We start from the raw sequence: 17,851 nt of genomic DNA, 5'->3' as shown, positions 1-17,851 counted from the left end.
GTCACCGAACTCTGCCCGCACGCCTCAGCCACTAAACGCGGCGTTAAGCAAAACAATCCCTTTGGCAGATTTGGCCATCATAACAGCATACTACTGATTGAGAACCACTTGATTGCGCCCCGCTTCTTTCGCCTGATACAAGGCGAGATCCGCTCGTTTAATCAAATCTTCCGCGGGCTCAAGTTTTTGGTATTCGGCAACCCCAATACTCACAGTGATAGCGATATGCACGCCATTGACTTTTAATTCGCGCTGGAAAATTAAATCACGGAAATGCTCCGCCAATTCAGCGGCATGGCTAAGATCCATCTCAGGCAATAACACGATAAATTCCTCGCCGCCCCAACGGCAAAGTACATCCTGCTCTTTTAACTGACTACGCAGCAGGTTAGTGACGGTTTTTAATACTAAGTCACCAATGCTGTGACCATAGCTATCGTTCACTTTTTTAAAGTGGTCGATATCGACAAGGAGGATTGAAATCGCTTGCTTGGATAGCTTTGCCTTCTCTAATGCCTGATGGAAATACTCTTCAAACACTTGGCGATTAGCGGCACCAGTGAGTTTATCGGTTGAGGCCATAATCTCCAGTTTGCGCTGATAACGACCTAAGGTCATGTTTGAAATCAGTAAAATCCCAATTGTCACCAATAAACTTAAGCCCAAGTTACCCCAAAAGGTATTCAGCAGCTCTTGCTCCTGCGGCACATCTTCCTGCTCAACGATAAGATACCATTTGAATTCAGGCACGAGGCGACTGTTTAAGTGGACCGTTTTACCATTGCGTTGATAGCTAAAGGCCGCGCTCGGGCTGGTTAAAATCCGCGTGGCTAGCAGCTCGAGTCCGGCAGTAGTCTGCAAAGAATCGGCACCATCATATTCATCCCCATGGAGGGTGACGTTGCCCTGCCTATCGGTGAAAAATACCCGGCGGTTGTAACGTTTCTGATAGAGCTCGATCAGCGCCTTGACCTTTTCAACCGCAAGGCCGACACCGGTGACGCCAATAAACTTACCTTCAAAATCAAAAACCTTGTAATTAACAAATACGGTTGTCTTAGTCCGATCCGCCGTATCGGCATCGATATTAATCTCGTAATGTTCTGACTCGGGTAACGAGCGCACACGAAAATACCAGGCATCGTTTGGGTCGATATCTTGGATTTTCTTTAGGACTCCCGAAGAATGGTAGTAATTACGGCTCTGCTCCGAGACAAAAAAGCTGGTGACTGTGTCGTATTTATCTTGGATTTCTTTGAGATAACGGATCAGTTTTTCGGGTTCTTGTTCATGGTTTAACATCCAGTCACGCACAAAGGTATCCTGCGCCATAAGCGAGGAGATAAAGATGGGACGAAGCAGATCCTGTTGAATTTCAGAATAAATATTGTCACTGGTTAGGGGTAAAGTATTGCTCTCAATCTGCTGACTCAAGGAGTCATGGGCCACTTTATAACTAATGCCACTGGTGACTAAAAAGGCCACCAGTAACAATACTGACAGCAACCAAATAAACTTCTTTTTATCATTCCAAACGTGATTGCCCATTTCCAACTCCAACAACTGCAGGCTTATTATTCTATTTCAACGAGATGCGTTGCCTGAATGTTAACGTAAACCCTCGCCAACCGCACAATATTTCCACAATATGAATGTTCGGTAACGGAATAACATTATTCGAGCTAAAAAAATGCCCCGTTGGGGAAACGGGGCAAACATGCGAACCAACAAAATGGGAGAAAAGCACAAGAAAACGTTAAGGGACAAGAGCTATTCGTCACTGAACACACTCTAGCAAGCCTAGATGACAGAAAGATGACTTCCCTTGGACGTCACATTGAGGCTAATCAGCCATTCTAACCTTCTAAATAGTGTTTCAATGCTTCACCGGGGATAGAGCTGTCGGTGGCCACGGCAAATGCTGCCCAAATCGCGCCTTCGGCCATAGCTTCGGTAATGGTTTTTCCCGCACATAAGCCATGGATAAGCCCTGCGGCATAGGCATCTCCCGCTCCTGTAGTATCGACAACCTCAGCAGGCACAGCCGGCACATGCTGCACATCATCTCGGGTGTACACCTTAGCGCCACGCACACCGTCGGTGACAACAAAATAACGTAATGATTCTCCACCAATGCTCACGCCATAATCCCAAGACGCGACATCACAGCGGCCTTGCATATCACTCACAGAAGCCAGTAACACGTGGCAAGGGCGCGGCCTGTCATCCTTCGCCAGTTGTGCGATCACAAGGCAATGCTCCAGTGCGGTTTTCGCCCAACTAACGGTACCCTCAGCCGAGGTATTAAAATACAGCGCATCCCAATGCTGCCATTTGGGTGGCACAGATAATTCAAAAACTGGCCGCTGCGGACGAATGATGGTGCGCTCACCATCGGGCGTCATCACCAGTAACATTTCACAGGTATTTCCCGCGCGGCGCTGCACTAAACGACAATCGAGCCCTTGAGTACTCGCCTCTGCGATGACCCAGTCGCCCATTTCATCCCGCCCGACTTGGCTCACCAAGGCAACTCTATGACCCGCCCATACCAGTCCGAGCCCAGTATTGGCGCCACCACCACCTAACCTTTGTCCACCATCTTGATAATGAAAGCGCCCGCCCGTTTTCAATGGCTTATCAAGGATCAGCACTCGGTCACAGTTAAGATTGGCCACCAGCAAAATATTTGCCATGACAGGACTCCATAATGAAACAACAGACCGCGCTAACTCTCGGCGATGACTCGGTTAAAAGAGCCCTCAATCTAGACCAAAACCTCAGGTGACACAATCGCCGCTATCAAGGTGTTGAACCCCATCACAGCAGCCAATAGCAGTTTTTGCTGTAAGACTTTATCCATATTTGAATTCAGCGAGTTAACCCACCAGGCAACTTAAACGTTAAATACAATCACTCAATATATTGATAAATAATAAAAATATTCTTCAATGTGTGATTTTTAGACATTTATTCATAAAAGTGTCATCAAATGCCATCCCACACTAGATTAGAAAAAGGTTAAGCTGGCGCTTCAAGGATGAAAGACGAAAGGAATTCGTATGCTTATCGACTGGCTACATCAAGATATTGATGGACAAGAGCAACTGCGTCGTTATCGACAATGTTTAGAAGAGTTTAGCGAGTTGGAGTTTCATGACGCCTATGTCGCCAAGATTCAGCATGAATATCAGTTATTAAAGGCGTTATTTGAGGAGCAGTCGGTTCAACATTTTGAGCCTAACTGCTCCGAACAATAGGATGTTGGTTAATCGATCATCTTAAAGGGAGAAAGCGAGGTAAACTTTACATCCAGTTGCCAATCTTGGATCACCATCTCCGAAGGTTGCCAACTGTCATCCACCCATTCGTAAATGAGGCCAGGATCTTCCTCTGCGTTCACCAATAAACGACGACCATCTTTTAACACAACCGTATAATCAAGCCCTTGAGCATCAACACTTTCAATATCCCCCAAGACTTTGTGATGAATGCTTGAAATTGCGCCTGTCGCTTTCACTGCATCAGCTTCTTTCGCGCCACTGTAAAATCTCAGTGCCTCATTGGTAGCGGGTTTATGAAATACAAACTCTTCAGTCACGCCCACAACGATCGACGGATCAAGCTCATACCAAGCGGGTATCCATAATGCGTTCATTGCCATCCCGTTATATCCTGCATAATAATTTTACGGACGAGAACATTCTGCCTTAACCTTGGCAGATAAAATACTGGTCAGGGATAAAATAATTTTAACCTTCTGCAGACAATTCCCCTCAGACTGTAACCCACATAACTGCAATAAAAATGACGCCGCTAAGGTCATATGCTGAACTTCGAGTTAATGATTGGAGCCATGAGGACTTTCTGTTAGCTTGAAAAAACAGCTCAATAACTGCCACATTTTGTTGATAGAGTGATCCAATAAACCCGCGCCACGTATTGAGCCTGACAACCCATAGCCACCACTATGGCACCAGCTTGCCCTATGGAGAAATCGAATATGCCAGTTTTGCAAACACTCAAACTTACGGGTGAGAATGAGGCGCTGAAACGTCAAGAGCTTAAACAATACTTCAATCAAACTTGGGCACTCTACGAATCCCTCTTCGAGCTGATAAAACACGACGAGGCTTATTACGTTAAAGCCGAACCGCTGCGCCATCCGCTGATTTTTTACTTTGGTCATACCGCCACTTTCTATATCAATAAACTCAAGCTGGGTAAGTATCTCGATGAACGAGTGAATGATCACTTTGAATCTATGTTTGCCATCGGTGTAGACGAAATGTCTTGGGATGACCTCGACGAAACCCACTATCAATGGCCAAGTGTCGCAGAGGTAAAGACTTATCGGGATCAAGTCAAACAGGTCGTCAATCAACTGATTGATACCATGCCAATCACTCTGCCGATCAGCCAAGACAGTCCCGCTTGGGTCATCTTGATGGGCATAGAACACGAGCGCATTCACTTAGAGACCTCTTCCGCCATTATTCGCCAGCTTCCATTAGAGGATGTGTGTGCTAATTCCCAGTGGCCAGAATGTCAGGATGTGGGTAGCGCCGAACCCAATCAACTGCTTACCGTAGCGGGTAAAAAAATCACCTTAGGTAAAAAAGAGCAAGACAACACCTACGGCTGGGATAACGAATACGGTAATAAGAGCTTTAAAGTCGCCGACTTTAAAGCCTCAAAGTACTTAGTGAGCAATCAAGAATACCTAGCTTTTGTCGAAGCGGGAGGCTATCAAACTCAAGACTATTGGAATGAGGAAGGCCAAGCTTGGCTGGCGTATACCCAAGCCCAAATGCCGCGCTTTTGGCGTCGCCGCGATGATAAATGGTGGCAACGTAACCTCACCAGCGAAATCCCTTTGCCGCTCAATTGGCCCGTCGAAGTCAATCAACTCGAAGCTAAGGCCTTTTGTAATTGGAAGGCGCGCCAAAGCCAGAGCAATATTCGCCTACTCACCGAGGCCGAGTGGTATATCTTGCGGGAAAATGTACCGAGCGATGCCCCCGATTGGCATGAAGTTCCAGGCAATATCTCACTGGCTTATTACGCCTCTTCCTGCCCGGTGAACCGCTTTAAACACAATGATTTTTATGACATTGTCGGCAATGTCTGGCAATGGACTGAAACCGCTATCGACGGTTTTAATGGTTTTGCAGTACATCCGCTCTACGATGATTTTTCGACGCCTACCTTCGATGGCAAGCACAATCTGATTAAGGGCGGCTCGTGGATTTCAACGGGCAATGAAGCCATTGCCGCTTCACGCTATGCCTTTAGGCGTCACTTTTATCAACATGCCGGATTCCGTTACGTTGAGTCGTTGCAAAATCCAGAGCAAATGGCCGAGGTCAATGTGTACGAAACCGATGAACTGATTTCCCAGTATTTAGAATTCCACTATGGTGCCGAGTACTTTGGTGTGCCGAATTTTTGCGTAAATGGGGTACAACAAGCACTCAACGAGATCCAACTCGAGCACACCACCAAAGCCTTAGATATAGGTTGCTCAGTCGGACGTGCTAGTTTTGAGTTAGCCAAAGTGTTCGACCACGTGGATGGCATCGACTTTTCGGCGCGCTTTATCCAGCAGGCTTACGCCCTGACCGAACAAGGCGAAAAACGCTACACCATTCGCACCGAGGGAGACTTACAGGAATTCAAGAGTGCCAGTCTTGCTAAACTGGGATACCTTGGCGAAGCCAAAAAAGTCAATTTTATCCAAGGGGATGCCTGTAATCTCAAGCCTCTCTACACAGGATACGATTTGGTCTATGCCTCAAATCTCATCGACAGATTGAACGATCCTCAACATTTCCTCACCAGTATTGGGCAACGCATCAATCAAGGAGGATATCTGGTTATCGCCTCGCCCTATACTTGGCTCGAAGACTACACGCCAAAGGATAAATGGCTTGGGGGGATTAAAGTCAAAGGGGAAAACTTCACCACTTTAGATGGGTTAACCGAAACCTTGATAGGCCAATTTGAACTGGTCGCAGTGAAAGAAATCCCCTTCGTTATCCGCGAAACCAAGCGTAAATTCCAGCATTCGATTTCAGAGATGACGATCTGGCGTAAGCGTTAGCTTTCAAGATTAATAGTCGCCCTAAAGAAAAAATCCGCCAGATAATCCCTTCTGGCGGATGCATAACAAACGGCGCAGCAATAATAGTCATCCAGTTGCAAGAACGACGAATGCTCGGCATTGCTTACCTATGCTTGGCACTGCGTCCTAGACCTTAAACTGAGCCGTTGTTAAACCAAGTTGGTTTGCTAGCCCTAACAGGCTTCGGGTGCTCGCGGCCACTTGGCTGATAGCCGCGCTATTTTCCTCCGCCGCCGCGCTGAGCCCTGCAATGCCTTGGGCTATCGTCGCCGACACTGTGGTTTGTTCCTCTGCGGCCGTTGCCGTTTGGATCATTAAGGCTTTAAGTGTTTCAAGCCGCATAGCAATATCATCCACCGCCGCTTGCATGCCTTCGGCATCCTCAGCCGTTTTAGATGCCTCAGACGAACAAGTCACACTATGCTGCGCCAGCACACCCGATTGCTGCTGGATCCCCTGCAATACCTTTCCAATGTCCTGCGTCGCCTCTTGTACCTTCACCGCAAGTTGCCGCACTTCATCGGCTACCACCGCAAATCCACGCCCATGCTCTCCTGCTCGGGCAGCTTCAATCGCCGCATTGAGGGCTAACAGATTGGTTTGCTCGGCAATCGCATTAATCACATCCAGAACGCTGCCGATTTTCTGGCTATCTGCCTCAAGATTTCCGACCTGCTGATGAATGGCGGCAAAACTTGCTAGCGTCACCTGTAAGCTTTGGCGAGTACTCGCAAGATTTTGTGAAAGAATGCCACTCGATTGAGTACAAGAGGCCACCTCGTCGGAGGATTTCAGTGTATTGGTACTGATTTCGGCGGCGGCATAACTCATTTCCTCTACGGCCGTGGCCAACATATCTGTCTCTTTCGCCTGCAATTGAATGCTGCAATCGGCCTGACACATAGCCGCAGAATTTTGCTCCGCGGCAGACTCTAGCTCGTGGCCCATCCCCACCAATTGGCTAATAATTTCCTTTAATTTGGTCTGCATCCTCGCCAGCCAGCTCATTAAATGATTATCAGCATGGCCGTGGGAGAGACTATGGGTTAAGTCCCCAGAGGCGATAAGGCTAGTCAAATGGCACATATCCTCGGGCTCACCGCCCAGAGGTTTAAGCACAAAGCTGGTCACGAGTTTTGCCGCCGCGATCGCCAGCACCACAGACAAGGCACACACCATCAGCCCGATATACATCATATGGTAGGCAGGCGCGGCAATTTCACTCACATCAATCTCGGCCATTAAGCCCCATTTGAGCCCCATTTCAATGACAGGCGAGTAGGCTGAGAGAACAAGATTATGATTGTAATCATAAACCTGCATAACCCCCTCTTTACCAGCTAACGCAGCTGCCACCGCCAGAGTATCGACCCCATTTTTAGCGACCGAGCCTGCAAAGGAGGCAGATACGGTGCGATTGATGGGGTCAAGAAAAGAGTCAGAACGCATTCGATTATCGGGGCCGATGAGATAGGTTGCCCCCGAATCCCCCATCCCTTCGCGGATCTGCATCACGCGGTTGATCCGCTCGATAGAAACCTGTGCAGCCACCACAATATGCTGCCCATGGTATTGAATGCCTTGGCCAATAAAGGCGGCCGCTTGTCCGTTTGATGGTGCATAGGCAGAAAAATCCTGTAAAAACACAGTGTCCGATGTCGTAAGTGCCTTATCGAAGAGTTGTGCAAGCCCTGAAGAACGATAGGGCCCAGTACGCAAATTGGTCCCGTAATCAGGCTCTTTCGCCACAGTATAAAAAACCGTACCGTCATCGGTGATGATAAACAGATCGTAAAAACCCAGCAGTTTGTTGAGGGATTTGAGCGTTGAGTCTAAATCGCTCAAGGTTTCTAGATTCGGCTGGCTGGCAATCACCGCGCTAACGGACTGTAAGTTATCTGAGAAATCTTGAAACATACCGTTGATCTGCCGCTGTTTAATCTCTCGAACGGCCACCAAACGGGATTGAGCCTCTGCAAATAACTCATTTTTGGCAAGATAGGTCACTATCGCTGTCGATAGGATCAGAGGTAACAGAACGATCAACAGACTAATCAGTTGAATTTTACGCGTAAATCCCATGGAGACACTCCTTGTCGCACCCAAGATTCCATAATTACTGGCAAAACAACCACCGTTAAAACTATAGGTGAAGATTGAAACCTCAACCAAGTGAGGCCATTTTTTTATTCAGTACGCAACTCGCTAATTAAATAACCATTAACCTTGCTCAGGCGCTTTTATGCATATTTCATTGAAATGTATAAGAGGCAATAGAAATAGCGTTGTTAAGTGATACATAACGTTGACGATGAAAATTTTCACATTGACGCAAGAATAAAAATCACATCAAATTGAATACAAATTCACATCTGCACAAATGGGAGCGTAACATGGAGTTAATCGAGCAAGTCTCAGTCGCGAAAAAAGCCAATATTTACTTTGAGGGTAAAGTTGCCAGCCGCAGTGTATTTTTCAGCGATGGCAGCAAAAAGACCTTAGGCGTGGTCCTCCCTGGAGAATATGAGTTTTCCACCTCTCAGGGAGAAATCATGCAGGTTACCAGCGGCAGTTTCGAGGTGTTACTGCCAAATAACACAACCTGGCAAACCTTTAGCGAAGGCAGTCAATTCGAACTCGCGGCCAACGTCAGCTTTAAAATCCGCAACAATGCGATAGCCGAGTATTGCTGTAGCTACCTGTAAGACCCTTACCGAGGAATGCTTAACCAGCTTAGGCATTCCTTAATCGTTAGCGCTTTTGTATTGATGCAAACCAGACTACTAGACGACTGGTCTAATACACTTTATAATCCTTCGCCATGAAATCTGAAACCCAATCGACACGTCAGCATATTCTCGACGTTGGATACTCACTGATCCTCAAACAAGGCTTTTCGTGCCTAGGCTTAGCCCAATTACTCAAGGCTGCCCAGGTCCCTAAAGGCTCGTTTTATCATTATTTTAAATCCAAAGAGCAATTTGGTGAGGCCTTGTTAACGGGGTATTTCGAGCAATACCAAGCTGAGCTTGATGGCCTGTTTAACGAGACTCAACTCTCAGGCTTTGAGCGCCAAATGCAATACTGGCAAAGATGGTTGCACGTACAGCAGGACGGCTGTGTCGATCAAAAATGCCTAGTCGTTAAGTTAAGTGCTGAGGTGGCCGATCTCTCTGAGGCCATGCGCCTTGTGCTTTTAAAGGGGTCGGCAGGGATCATCGAGCGCTTAACCCAGTGCATTCAAGTGGGGATTGCCGATAAATCCATCTGTGAACAGGATGCCCAGGCAACAGCAGAGTTGTTGTATCACATGTGGCTCGGCGCCAGTTTGATGAATAAACTCGGCCACAGCCACGCAGCTTTAGAGCGCGCCCTTGCAATGACCGAATCTATTTTAAAGACCAAAACCATGGGTTAATGCCAGCAACACTGGCACACCAATTAATCCGCAACCCGTTAATGAACAATGAAATATCGCCTCATCGGCTTGATTTATCATATAGTAGCCAAACAAATCTAGACGACTGGTCTACTAAAATCATTTTCCAACCATAGGACACATAGCAGTATGTTCAATTTCGCCTACTACAACCCAACCCGAATCCACTTTGGTAAAAACACCATAGCTGAAATCGACACCTTAGTGCCTCGCGATGCCAGAGTCATGGTGTTATTTGGCGGCAGCAGCGCCAGAAGAACAGGCACCTTAACCGAAGTAAAACAAGCGCTTGGAAATCGTTTCGTGGTCGAGTTCGAGGGAATAGAACCTAACCCAACCTACGAAACCCTGATGCAGGCTGTCGAGCAAGTTCGTGAATTAAACATCGACTTTTTACTCGCAGTCGGCGGCGGTTCTGTGATCGATGGAACTAAATTTGTTGCGGCGGCAGCGGTATTTGAAGGCGAGCCTTGGGATATTCTCACCAACTGGGGCGCGAATGTGACTAAAGCCATGCCATTTGGCTCGGTATTAACCTTGCCAGCGACGGGTTCGGAGATGAACAACGCCAGCGTGGTGACCCGTAAGTCATTGAAAGCTAAACTGCCGTTCCGTAACGACTTAGTTTATCCGCAATTCTCAATCCTCGACCCAACTAAGACCTTCACCCTGCCAGAAAGACAAGTGACGAACGGCGTGGTCGATGCCTTTGTGCATATCACAGAGCAGTACCTCACCTACCCAGTCAATGCGGCGGTGCAGGACAGATTCGCCGAAGGCTTGCTGCAAATTTTGATTGAACTGGGGCCACAGGCACTCACACAGCCAGAAGATTACGATATCCGCGCTAACTTGATGTGGGTCGCGACTATGGCACTCAATGGCACTATCGCGACGGGTGTACCGCACGACTGGGCAACACACATGATCGGCCATGAGCTCACAGCCTTATATGATATTGACCATGCCCGCACCTTAGCCATTGTATTGCCAGCATTATTACGCTGCACTAAAGCCGCTAAGCGTGAAAAATTACTGCAGTTTGCTGACAGAGTGTGGCACATCAACACCGGCTCGGAAGATGAACGTATTGAGGCGGCTATTGCGAAAACCCAAGCCTTCTTCGAATCCATGGGCATTGCAACCCACTTATCTGCCTACGATTTAGGTAAAGAAGCTGTCGATGCTGTCGTCACTCAGCTTGAGCAACATGGCATGGTTGCCCTAGGCGAACATGGCAATATCGATCCCGCTATGAGCCGCGATATTTTAACCCTGGCGCTCTAAGCTTTCGTTACTGCAGTCAACGCACCATAGTGGTGCGTTGACACTCACCTAAAAGAGGCAAACTCGGCTGCGCCTCAACATCCAAACCGCTCTCACCTTCACTCCACTAGATATTTGCCGACAGAACCAGGCGCTCCACCGATTTGAAGGCATAAAATCAACCCCGCGTTTATTCCCACGCTAAACCTCAACCGAGCTGAATAAACACCATGATTTTTGGTGAAAAAACGACTAATCTTGTAGAACTTCATCTCCAAGGCAAAAGGACTTTCGCATGCGTACATTCACCCTCATCAGCTTATTGCTGCTCAGCCTGTTCGCTCAGGCAACAGTGTACAAATGGGTCGATAAAGATGGAAAAGTCCATTACTCAGATGAGCCACATCCCAATGCCGAGGTTGTTGAGTTAAAAGAGAAAACCCTCAATCAAATTGCACTTCCCCCCGTAAAAAATGACGCGGATGACTCGCAAGTGATCCAACAAATCCAGTATCAAGTCGTCATCACCTCCCCAGAAGAAGAGGAAACAGTGAGAGACAATAACGGCGACTTTCAGGTCACGGCCACTGTCACCCCGGAGATCAAAAGCCAGTATCTGATGGCACTAAAACTCGACGGTCAAACGGTCGGCCAGCCTCAAGTGGGTGGCATCTTCCAACTTAAGAACATCGACCGAGGTGAACATACCATTGTTGTCGATGCCATGACTCAAAACGGCAAAGTCTTTGCATCTAGCTCCCCACGAAAGATATTTCTTCATCAAGCGGCGATGAATCCAGTCCCGAAAAAACAACCGAAATCTAATTAAATCATTTAATAACAATTGATTAGGTCGTTTTTATTCAATCTAGCCGTTTGATGAAGTCGTGTTGCAGCCTGCACCAAATCGGTGCAACATAATGGTGCAACCCCATTTTCAGGAACGGTAGATGGATAAAGAGACTCTGCTTAATCATTTAGTCACCGCGGTACTTGTCATCGATAAGGATCTTAAGCCTTGTTATGCCAACGCAGCAGCAGAGCAACTGTTAGGTGTAGGTAGCCATAGGTTAGTCGAGCAAGCCCTTCCGGAGCATTATCAAGTCCTTGGCGTTGATGCCCAATTACTGAGTGATGCGGTGAAAGCTGGCCAAGGCCTCACGGTTAACACGGCGACCTTAGTGACCTTAGATGCCCAGCACCATACCGTCGACCTAACGCTGATCCCGCTCGAAGACGAAGCACAATTGAGCCTGCTTGAACTGAGACAGGTGGACCAGCAACGCCGGATCCACCAGCAACTCAGCCAGGATGCCCAGCAACAGGCGGCGCAATTTCTGGTGCGAAATTTGGCCCACGAGATCAAAAATCCCCTGGGTGGCCTGCGTGGCGCGGCACAGTTGCTCTCACGGGAATTAGAGGATCCGGCACAAAAGGAATTTACCAATCTGATCATTGAGCAGGCCGACCGCCTGCGCAGCCTAGTGGACAGATTGCTCGGCCCGCAGCGACCGACCCAACATAGCCTGCACAACATTCATCAAGTGGTGCAGAAGGTTTATAAACTGGTGGAAATGGCTCTGCCCGCCAATATTCAGCTAAAGCGCGACTACGATCCCTCGATTCCCGATATCGAGATGGATCCCGACCAAATGCAACAAGCAGTGTTGAATATTTTGCAGAATGCGGTGCAAGCCCTCGAGTATACTGGCGGTGAAATCCTGATCCGCACCCGCACGCAACACCAAGTCACTATCGGTTCGCAGCGCCACAAGCTCGTACTGACCCTGTCCATTATCGACAATGGCCCAGGCATTCCACCTGAGCTCATGGACACACTGTTTTATCCCATGGTCACCAGCCGTGAGCAAGGTTCTGGGCTGGGTCTATCGATTGCCCACAACATTGCCAGATTACACTCGGGCAGAATTGATTGCGTCTCCAGCCCAGGACACACAGAATTTATTATCTCTCTACCGATTTTAAGTGCCAAATAATTAAGCAAAACCAACACATACCGTATGAGGAAGCAAAATGCGAATCAGTGAACAAGTGTGGATCCTCGACGATGATAGCTCAATACGTTGGGTGCTCGAAAAAGCGCTCCAAGGCGCTAAACTCAGCACCGCCAGCTTTGCTGCGGCCGAATCACTTTGGCAAGCATTAGAGATTGCCCAACCACGGGTCATCGTCTCGGATATTCGTATGCCGGGCACCGATGGCTTAACTCTGCTTGAAAGACTGCAAATCCACTATCCGCATATTCCCGTTATCATCATGACGGCGCATTCGGACTTAGACAGTGCCGTGAGTGCCTATCAAGCTGGGGCGTTTGAGTATTTGCCAAAACCCTTTGATATTGATGAAGCAATTTCCCTCGTTGAGCGTGCGCTGACCCATGCAACAGAGCAAAGTCCAACGCCAGCGGCGCAGGAAACTCAAGTCAAAACCCCCGAAATTATCGGTGAAGCCCCCGCGATGCAGGAAGTGTTTCGTGCCATTGGTAGGTTGTCGCGCTCTTCAATCAGCGTACTGATCAATGGCCAATCAGGCACAGGTAAAGAGCTAGTCGCAGGCGCACTGCATAAGCACAGTCCGCGTAAAGATAAACCTTTTATCGCCTTGAATATGGCGGCGATTCCCAAGGATTTAATCGAATCAGAACTGTTTGGCCACGAAAAAGGCGCCTTTACTGGTGCGGCTAACGTGCGTCAAGGGCGCTTTGAGCAAGCTAACGGCGGCACCCTGTTTTTAGATGAAATCGGCGATATGCCGCTAGACGTGCAAACCCGTTTGCTACGGGTTCTCGCCGATGGACAGTTTTATCGAGTCGGCGGCCACAGTGCTGTACAAGTGGATGTGCGCATCATTGCTGCCACCCACCAAGATCTTGAGCAATTAGTCCTAAAAGGCGGATTTAGGGAAGACTTATTCCACCGCCTCAATGTGATTCGTATCCATTTGCCACCGCTGTCACAACGCCGTGAGGATATTCCTCAGCTTGCTAGCCACTTTTTAGCCTCCGCCGCCAAGGAGATTGGTGTCGAAGCCAAAATCCTCACCAAGGAGACCGCCGCTAAGCTATCGCAATTGCCATGGCCGGGCAACGTTAGACAACTCGAGAACACTTGTCGCTGGCTCACCGTCATGGCCTCAGGACAAGAAATCCTGCCCCAGGATTTACCCCCAGAGCTACTTAAAGAGCCCGCCAGCATTAATCCTATGGCAAAAGGCAGCCAAGATTGGCAATCGGCACTCACAGAGTGGATTGACCAAAAACTGTCTGAGGGAAATAGTGATTTATTAACTGAGGTTCAGCCGGCCTTTGAACGTATTTTGCTCGAAACCGCATTACGCCATACCCAAGGGCATAAACAAGAAGCGGCAAAACGTTTAGGTTGGGGAAGAAATACCTTAACGCGAAAACTCAAAGAATTGTCTATGGATTAACCATCCATTTAAAAGCAAAAAAGGGATAGTGATATCCCTTTTTTATTATTTAGATTAAATCTAAATAATTAGAACTGGTAATGCACACCAATCGCCAGTTGTTTAATATCGGTATCGATATCTTTCACATTTAAATAATTGTGGTCAGCGTCTAAATCACCGCTAGTAACATCGTAACTCAAGCGAACATTTAAATGCTCTGTCACAGCAGCGTTAATACCAACACCGTAGGTCCAGCCATAGCCTGTGAAATCTTCATCAAAACCAAAACCGTCAATATTCATAGCCATAGATGCAACACCGACCTTTGCATAAGCTGAGAACATATCATTGATTTGCATAGTAAACTTAGGTGTAAAAGTAAGTGCACCCGCAGAAATATCGACATCGTTATCGCCTAAATCGCCAGTTGCAAATAAATTCGCCTCTAAACCAAACCATTCGTTAAAGTTGTAACCACCGTATACACCGAAACCTGTCCCTGTTTCTCCATCATCAAGCACATCAACAGTCACGCGATTTAGTGCACCACCCACATAAAAACCTGTGGTGTCAGCTGCCGCTACAGCTTGGCCTGTCACTAATACTGCTAGTAAAGAACCCGCAACTAAAGATAGTTTTTTCATTACATTTCCCTAATGAGTTAACCTAAGTAGTAAACGCCGCGAATAATATAACAAACACAAAATAAGAGTAATAGTTTGTAAAGGCTAAATACACTTTATACAGAAAGCATTCAGCTTTAAATAAAACGAGCATGTATGAGAAGAGACTTAAGCATTAACTAACGACTCGCAATACATTCATAATCGCGAAATAACACTAGAGAATAAGGGAACGACGTTTTCGCTCATCGAGGCATTCACTAATCATAACTTTTCTCGATTGTGCACAAATTACCCGGCTGCGCCACATTAATAATGGCCAAACATGTAGTCGATACTCCCGCTGCGCAATATTGAACGGAATAATTCTCGGCCAATAATATAAGGATTGACGCAGGATAAGCTCGCTCCAAACGCCCATAGGAAGATTCACTAGATTATGATCAGAGAGGTTTGAGTCAAGTCCCCCGCTCGCGCTGGGGACATGCTCGGCAATCAACTCAAAGCGAGTGAGTCGACAATCGATGATAACGGCAGATGAGCCGCGTATTAGCATCAAACAGGTGAGACTGCCGCTGCATCCATGGCATAACCACTCCTTTGGTATGTCAATAATCGCTTTAGTGTTTTACCGCGGTTATTGAGTCATTGGCTCCACTTGTACGGGATCTTGGTGAATAATCACCTCGGCATCTTCAAAGGCGGCCTTTACCCTAAGCCCTGTGGTATCGGCAATACTGTGGGCCTCGTTTAGGCTTAAATGGCCGTCTAACTCCAAATGGAATTGAATAAAAATGGTTTTACCTGCTTGGCGCGTCCGTAAATCATGAAGCCCTAATACTCTTGGATCTTCCTTAGCAATTTGTTTTATCCGCTGGCGGGTTTCTTCATCTAACTCACGATCTAACAATGCTTGAATCGAGCGGTAACCTAAATCAAAAGCCTGTTGGCCGATATAGCAAGCGATAAGCACGGCAAAGAGCCCATCGGCCCACCACCAACCATATTGGGACAAAACGAGTGCGAGCAATACTGCGCCATTGAGGAATAAATCCGACTTATAGTGCAACGAATCGGCTTCGACTACCGTACTATTGGTCGCCGCCAGCGCCCGCTTTTGCAACATCACTAATGCTAATGTCAACACAATCGCGACAACTGAGACCACCACACCTAAAGTTGCGTGCTCAACCGGGGCGGGATTCAGTAACCGCTCTCCACCATAAAACAGCAGCAGGAATGCCGAGCCCATAATAAAGGCCGATTGCGCCAACGACGCTAATGGCTCCGCTTTACCGTGGCCGTATCTGTGGTCATGGTCGGCGGGGACGATGGCATAACGAATGGCGATAAAGTTGATGATTGAGGCGAGTGCGTCGGCGAAGGAGTCCGTTAAGGATGCCAGCATACTGGCCGAGCCAGAATATAACCAAGCTAACAGCTTGATAAGAATAAGGGTCAAAGCGGTAGCCACGGAAGCGCGACTAGCCAGTTTGACCCAAAAATCGTATTGGGAAGTCTGAGTCATAAGGGTCTATATCGGGAAGCTATGACCCTATTGTATATCAGCTTACAAGCTTAACCGCGAGGTTCTTTACCAGCTTGTGCTTCAAATCGCGCTTTAAACTTAGCTTGCTGCTCCGGTGTCAGCAGATTGTAGATTTGATTCTGCATCGCCTGCATTTCAGCACGATGCGCTGAACGCTCCTCCTTGCACGGCTTGTCGTCGCTACGTGCGGCGCGTTGCTCAGCAAACAGCTTTTTAATGTCTGCTTTTTGTGCATCAGTTAAGTCTAATCCTTCGAACATTCTATGCATGCCATCATGCTCCATGCGATCGCCACGTTTATGAAACTCGCCACGAGGATGGTCACAACCTTGGCCTGGCTCGGCATTAACTGTCGTCGCGAATACCGCGGAGCTTGCTAGGATGGCAAATAGGCCTGCTTTAAAAGGAGATAATGTTTTCATCATGTTAACCTCAATAGTTCAACGTTATGTTGTAAAGACAAGATACAGTGACGACCCTTTTAAAAGCCGAATCACTTTCGACGATTACAGTCTAAAGCGTCATATGTAAGTGAGGGCGTGACCTGAGTAAATCAGTGTAAAGTTGCGACAAGAACTAACAAATTCCCTATTCTTTACTTTGGCTTACATTGCTACACAGCAATTGACATCAAAAGAGGTATACTCAGGCAAAATACTCAAGCCGTCTGTGGTTTAGCACATCGCTTTGAGTCTTTCACACCAGTTCACCCAGATTAAGGAACACTATGAGTCGGATATTATTAATCGATGATGATCTTGGTTTATCAGAACTCCTCGGACAATTACTCGAGCTCGAAGGGTTTAAACTCACGCTGGCCTATGATGGCAAGCAAGGCCTAGAACTGGCCCTAGCGGGGGATTACGATCTGATCTTACTCGATGTGATGTTACCTAAATTAAACGGTTTTGAAGTGCTACGCGCCCTTCGCCAACACAAGCAAACACCGGTGCTGATGCTCACCGCCAGAGGTGATGAAATTGACCGTGTGGTAGGGCTTGAAATCGGTGCCGATGACTATTTACCTAAACCCTTTAATGACAGGGAGCTTATCGCTCGGATTCGCGCCATCATTCGCCGCTCACACTTAACCGCCCAAGAGATCCACGCCACCCCAGCGCAGGAATTTGGCGATTTGCGCTTAGATCCCTCACGCCAAGAAGCCTACTGCAATGAGCAACTGATTATCCTCACGGGAACCGAGTTTACCCTGCTACACACCTTAGCGCTCCATGCTGGCGAGTTGATGAATAAAGAAGAGCTTAACGAGATGGTGCTCGGCAAAAAACTCATGCCCTTCGACCGCAGCCTAGATATGCACCTCTCGAATCTACGCAAAAAACTCCCCGAGCGTAGCGATGGCAGACCTAGGGTGAAAACTATCCGTGGCAAAGGCTATATCTGGCTACCATAACGAC

General features: G+C 47.6%; 16 protein-coding genes. 9 read left to right on the top strand and 7 right to left on the bottom strand.

Annotated features, from left to right (window positions below; translation table 11 throughout):
* Positions 1-90: 90 nt before the first annotated feature.
* A complete protein-coding gene (locus N5E87_RS01410; protein ID WP_279774934.1) occupies positions 91-1,548 on the bottom strand; it encodes a diguanylate cyclase in 1,458 nt (485 codons plus the stop codon).
* Between the two features lie 308 nt (positions 1,549-1,856).
* On the bottom strand, positions 1,857-2,696 hold the full coding sequence (locus N5E87_RS01405) for a PfkB family carbohydrate kinase (protein ID WP_279774933.1): 840 nt from the start codon (positions 2,694-2,696) through the stop codon (positions 1,857-1,859).
* 366 nt (positions 2,697-3,062) lie between these two features.
* On the opposite strand from N5E87_RS01405, the gene N5E87_RS01400 reads away from it, so the two are divergent.
* Positions 3,063-3,260 (top strand): hypothetical protein, encoded by a 198-nt coding sequence (locus N5E87_RS01400; RefSeq protein WP_086903937.1) that lies wholly within the window; start codon positions 3,063-3,065, stop codon positions 3,258-3,260.
* A gap of 8 nt (positions 3,261-3,268) precedes the next feature.
* Here the strand turns inward: N5E87_RS01400 and N5E87_RS01395 are convergent, their stop codons facing one another.
* Positions 3,269-3,664: a hypothetical protein gene (locus N5E87_RS01395; RefSeq protein WP_086903936.1), complete on the bottom strand. Its 396-nt coding sequence runs from the start codon at positions 3,662-3,664 to the stop codon at positions 3,269-3,271.
* Positions 3,665-4,003: 339 nt separating this feature from the next.
* Here N5E87_RS01395 and ovoA point away from each other — a divergent pair, with 339 nt between their 5' ends.
* Complete coding sequence (gene ovoA / locus N5E87_RS01390; protein ID WP_086903935.1) at positions 4,004-6,103, top strand: 5-histidylcysteine sulfoxide synthase; 2,100 nt, start codon at positions 4,004-4,006, stop codon at positions 6,101-6,103.
* A 147-nt stretch (positions 6,104-6,250) separates the two neighbouring features.
* On the opposite strand, the gene N5E87_RS01385 is transcribed toward ovoA, so the two are convergent.
* On the bottom strand, positions 6,251-8,206 hold the full coding sequence (locus N5E87_RS01385) for a methyl-accepting chemotaxis protein (RefSeq protein WP_126512279.1): 1,956 nt from the start codon (positions 8,204-8,206) through the stop codon (positions 6,251-6,253).
* 311 nt (positions 8,207-8,517) lie between these two features.
* On the opposite strand from N5E87_RS01385, the gene N5E87_RS01380 reads away from it, so the two are divergent.
* The 6 genes from N5E87_RS01380 to glnG all read left to right on the top strand — a co-directional run bounded on the left by N5E87_RS01380 (position 8,518) and on the right by glnG (position 14,279).
* The gene (locus N5E87_RS01380) at positions 8,518-8,829 is read left to right on the top strand and encodes a pyrimidine/purine nucleoside phosphorylase (RefSeq protein WP_086903933.1); all 312 of its coding nucleotides are present in this window, start codon (positions 8,518-8,520) and stop codon (positions 8,827-8,829) included.
* A gap of 116 nt (positions 8,830-8,945) precedes the next feature.
* Positions 8,946-9,542, top strand: coding sequence for a TetR/AcrR family transcriptional regulator (locus tag N5E87_RS01375; RefSeq protein WP_126512278.1), 597 nt, complete (start codon positions 8,946-8,948; stop codon positions 9,540-9,542).
* 150 nt (positions 9,543-9,692) lie between these two features.
* Positions 9,693-10,850, top strand: coding sequence for an iron-containing alcohol dehydrogenase (locus N5E87_RS01370; RefSeq protein ID WP_126512277.1), 1,158 nt, complete (start codon positions 9,693-9,695; stop codon positions 10,848-10,850).
* A gap of 274 nt (positions 10,851-11,124) precedes the next feature.
* Positions 11,125-11,658: a DUF4124 domain-containing protein gene (locus N5E87_RS01365; protein ID WP_086903930.1), complete on the top strand. Its 534-nt coding sequence runs from the start codon at positions 11,125-11,127 to the stop codon at positions 11,656-11,658.
* Positions 11,659-11,779: 121 nt separating this feature from the next.
* Positions 11,780-12,826, top strand: a complete 1,047-nt coding sequence (gene glnL / locus N5E87_RS01360; protein ID WP_279774931.1) for a nitrogen regulation protein NR(II) — start codon at positions 11,780-11,782, stop codon at positions 12,824-12,826.
* 37 nt (positions 12,827-12,863) lie between these two features.
* Positions 12,864-14,279: a nitrogen regulation protein NR(I) gene (glnG, locus tag N5E87_RS01355; protein WP_279774930.1), complete on the top strand. Its 1,416-nt coding sequence runs from the start codon at positions 12,864-12,866 to the stop codon at positions 14,277-14,279.
* A 68-nt stretch (positions 14,280-14,347) separates the two neighbouring features.
* Here the strand turns inward: glnG and N5E87_RS01350 are convergent, their stop codons facing one another.
* The 3 genes from N5E87_RS01350 to N5E87_RS01340 all read right to left on the bottom strand — a co-directional run bounded on the left by N5E87_RS01350 (position 14,348) and on the right by N5E87_RS01340 (position 16,855).
* A complete protein-coding gene (locus N5E87_RS01350; protein ID WP_037425095.1) occupies positions 14,348-14,905 on the bottom strand; it encodes a porin family protein in 558 nt (185 codons plus the stop codon).
* A 616-nt stretch (positions 14,906-15,521) separates the two neighbouring features.
* Positions 15,522-16,412, bottom strand: a complete 891-nt coding sequence (locus N5E87_RS01345) for a cation diffusion facilitator family transporter (RefSeq protein ID WP_140907479.1) — start codon at positions 16,410-16,412, stop codon at positions 15,522-15,524.
* 50 nt (positions 16,413-16,462) lie between these two features.
* Positions 16,463-16,855 carry a Spy/CpxP family protein refolding chaperone gene (locus N5E87_RS01340; RefSeq protein WP_176370344.1) on the bottom strand — a complete coding sequence of 131 codons (393 nt, stop codon included), beginning with the start codon at positions 16,853-16,855 and terminating at the stop codon, positions 16,463-16,465.
* Positions 16,856-17,160: 305 nt separating this feature from the next.
* On the opposite strand from N5E87_RS01340, the gene N5E87_RS01335 reads away from it, so the two are divergent.
* The gene (locus tag N5E87_RS01335) at positions 17,161-17,847 is read left to right on the top strand and encodes a response regulator (protein ID WP_086903926.1); all 687 of its coding nucleotides are present in this window, start codon (positions 17,161-17,163) and stop codon (positions 17,845-17,847) included.
* Positions 17,848-17,851: the final 4 nt, after the last annotated feature.

The organism is Shewanella sp. GD03713, assembly GCF_029843705.1.
Lineage (GTDB): Bacteria > Pseudomonadota > Gammaproteobacteria > Enterobacterales > Shewanellaceae > Shewanella.
Note: the sequence above shows the minus strand (reverse complement) of the source record. Positions and strands in the feature narration are given on the sequence as shown.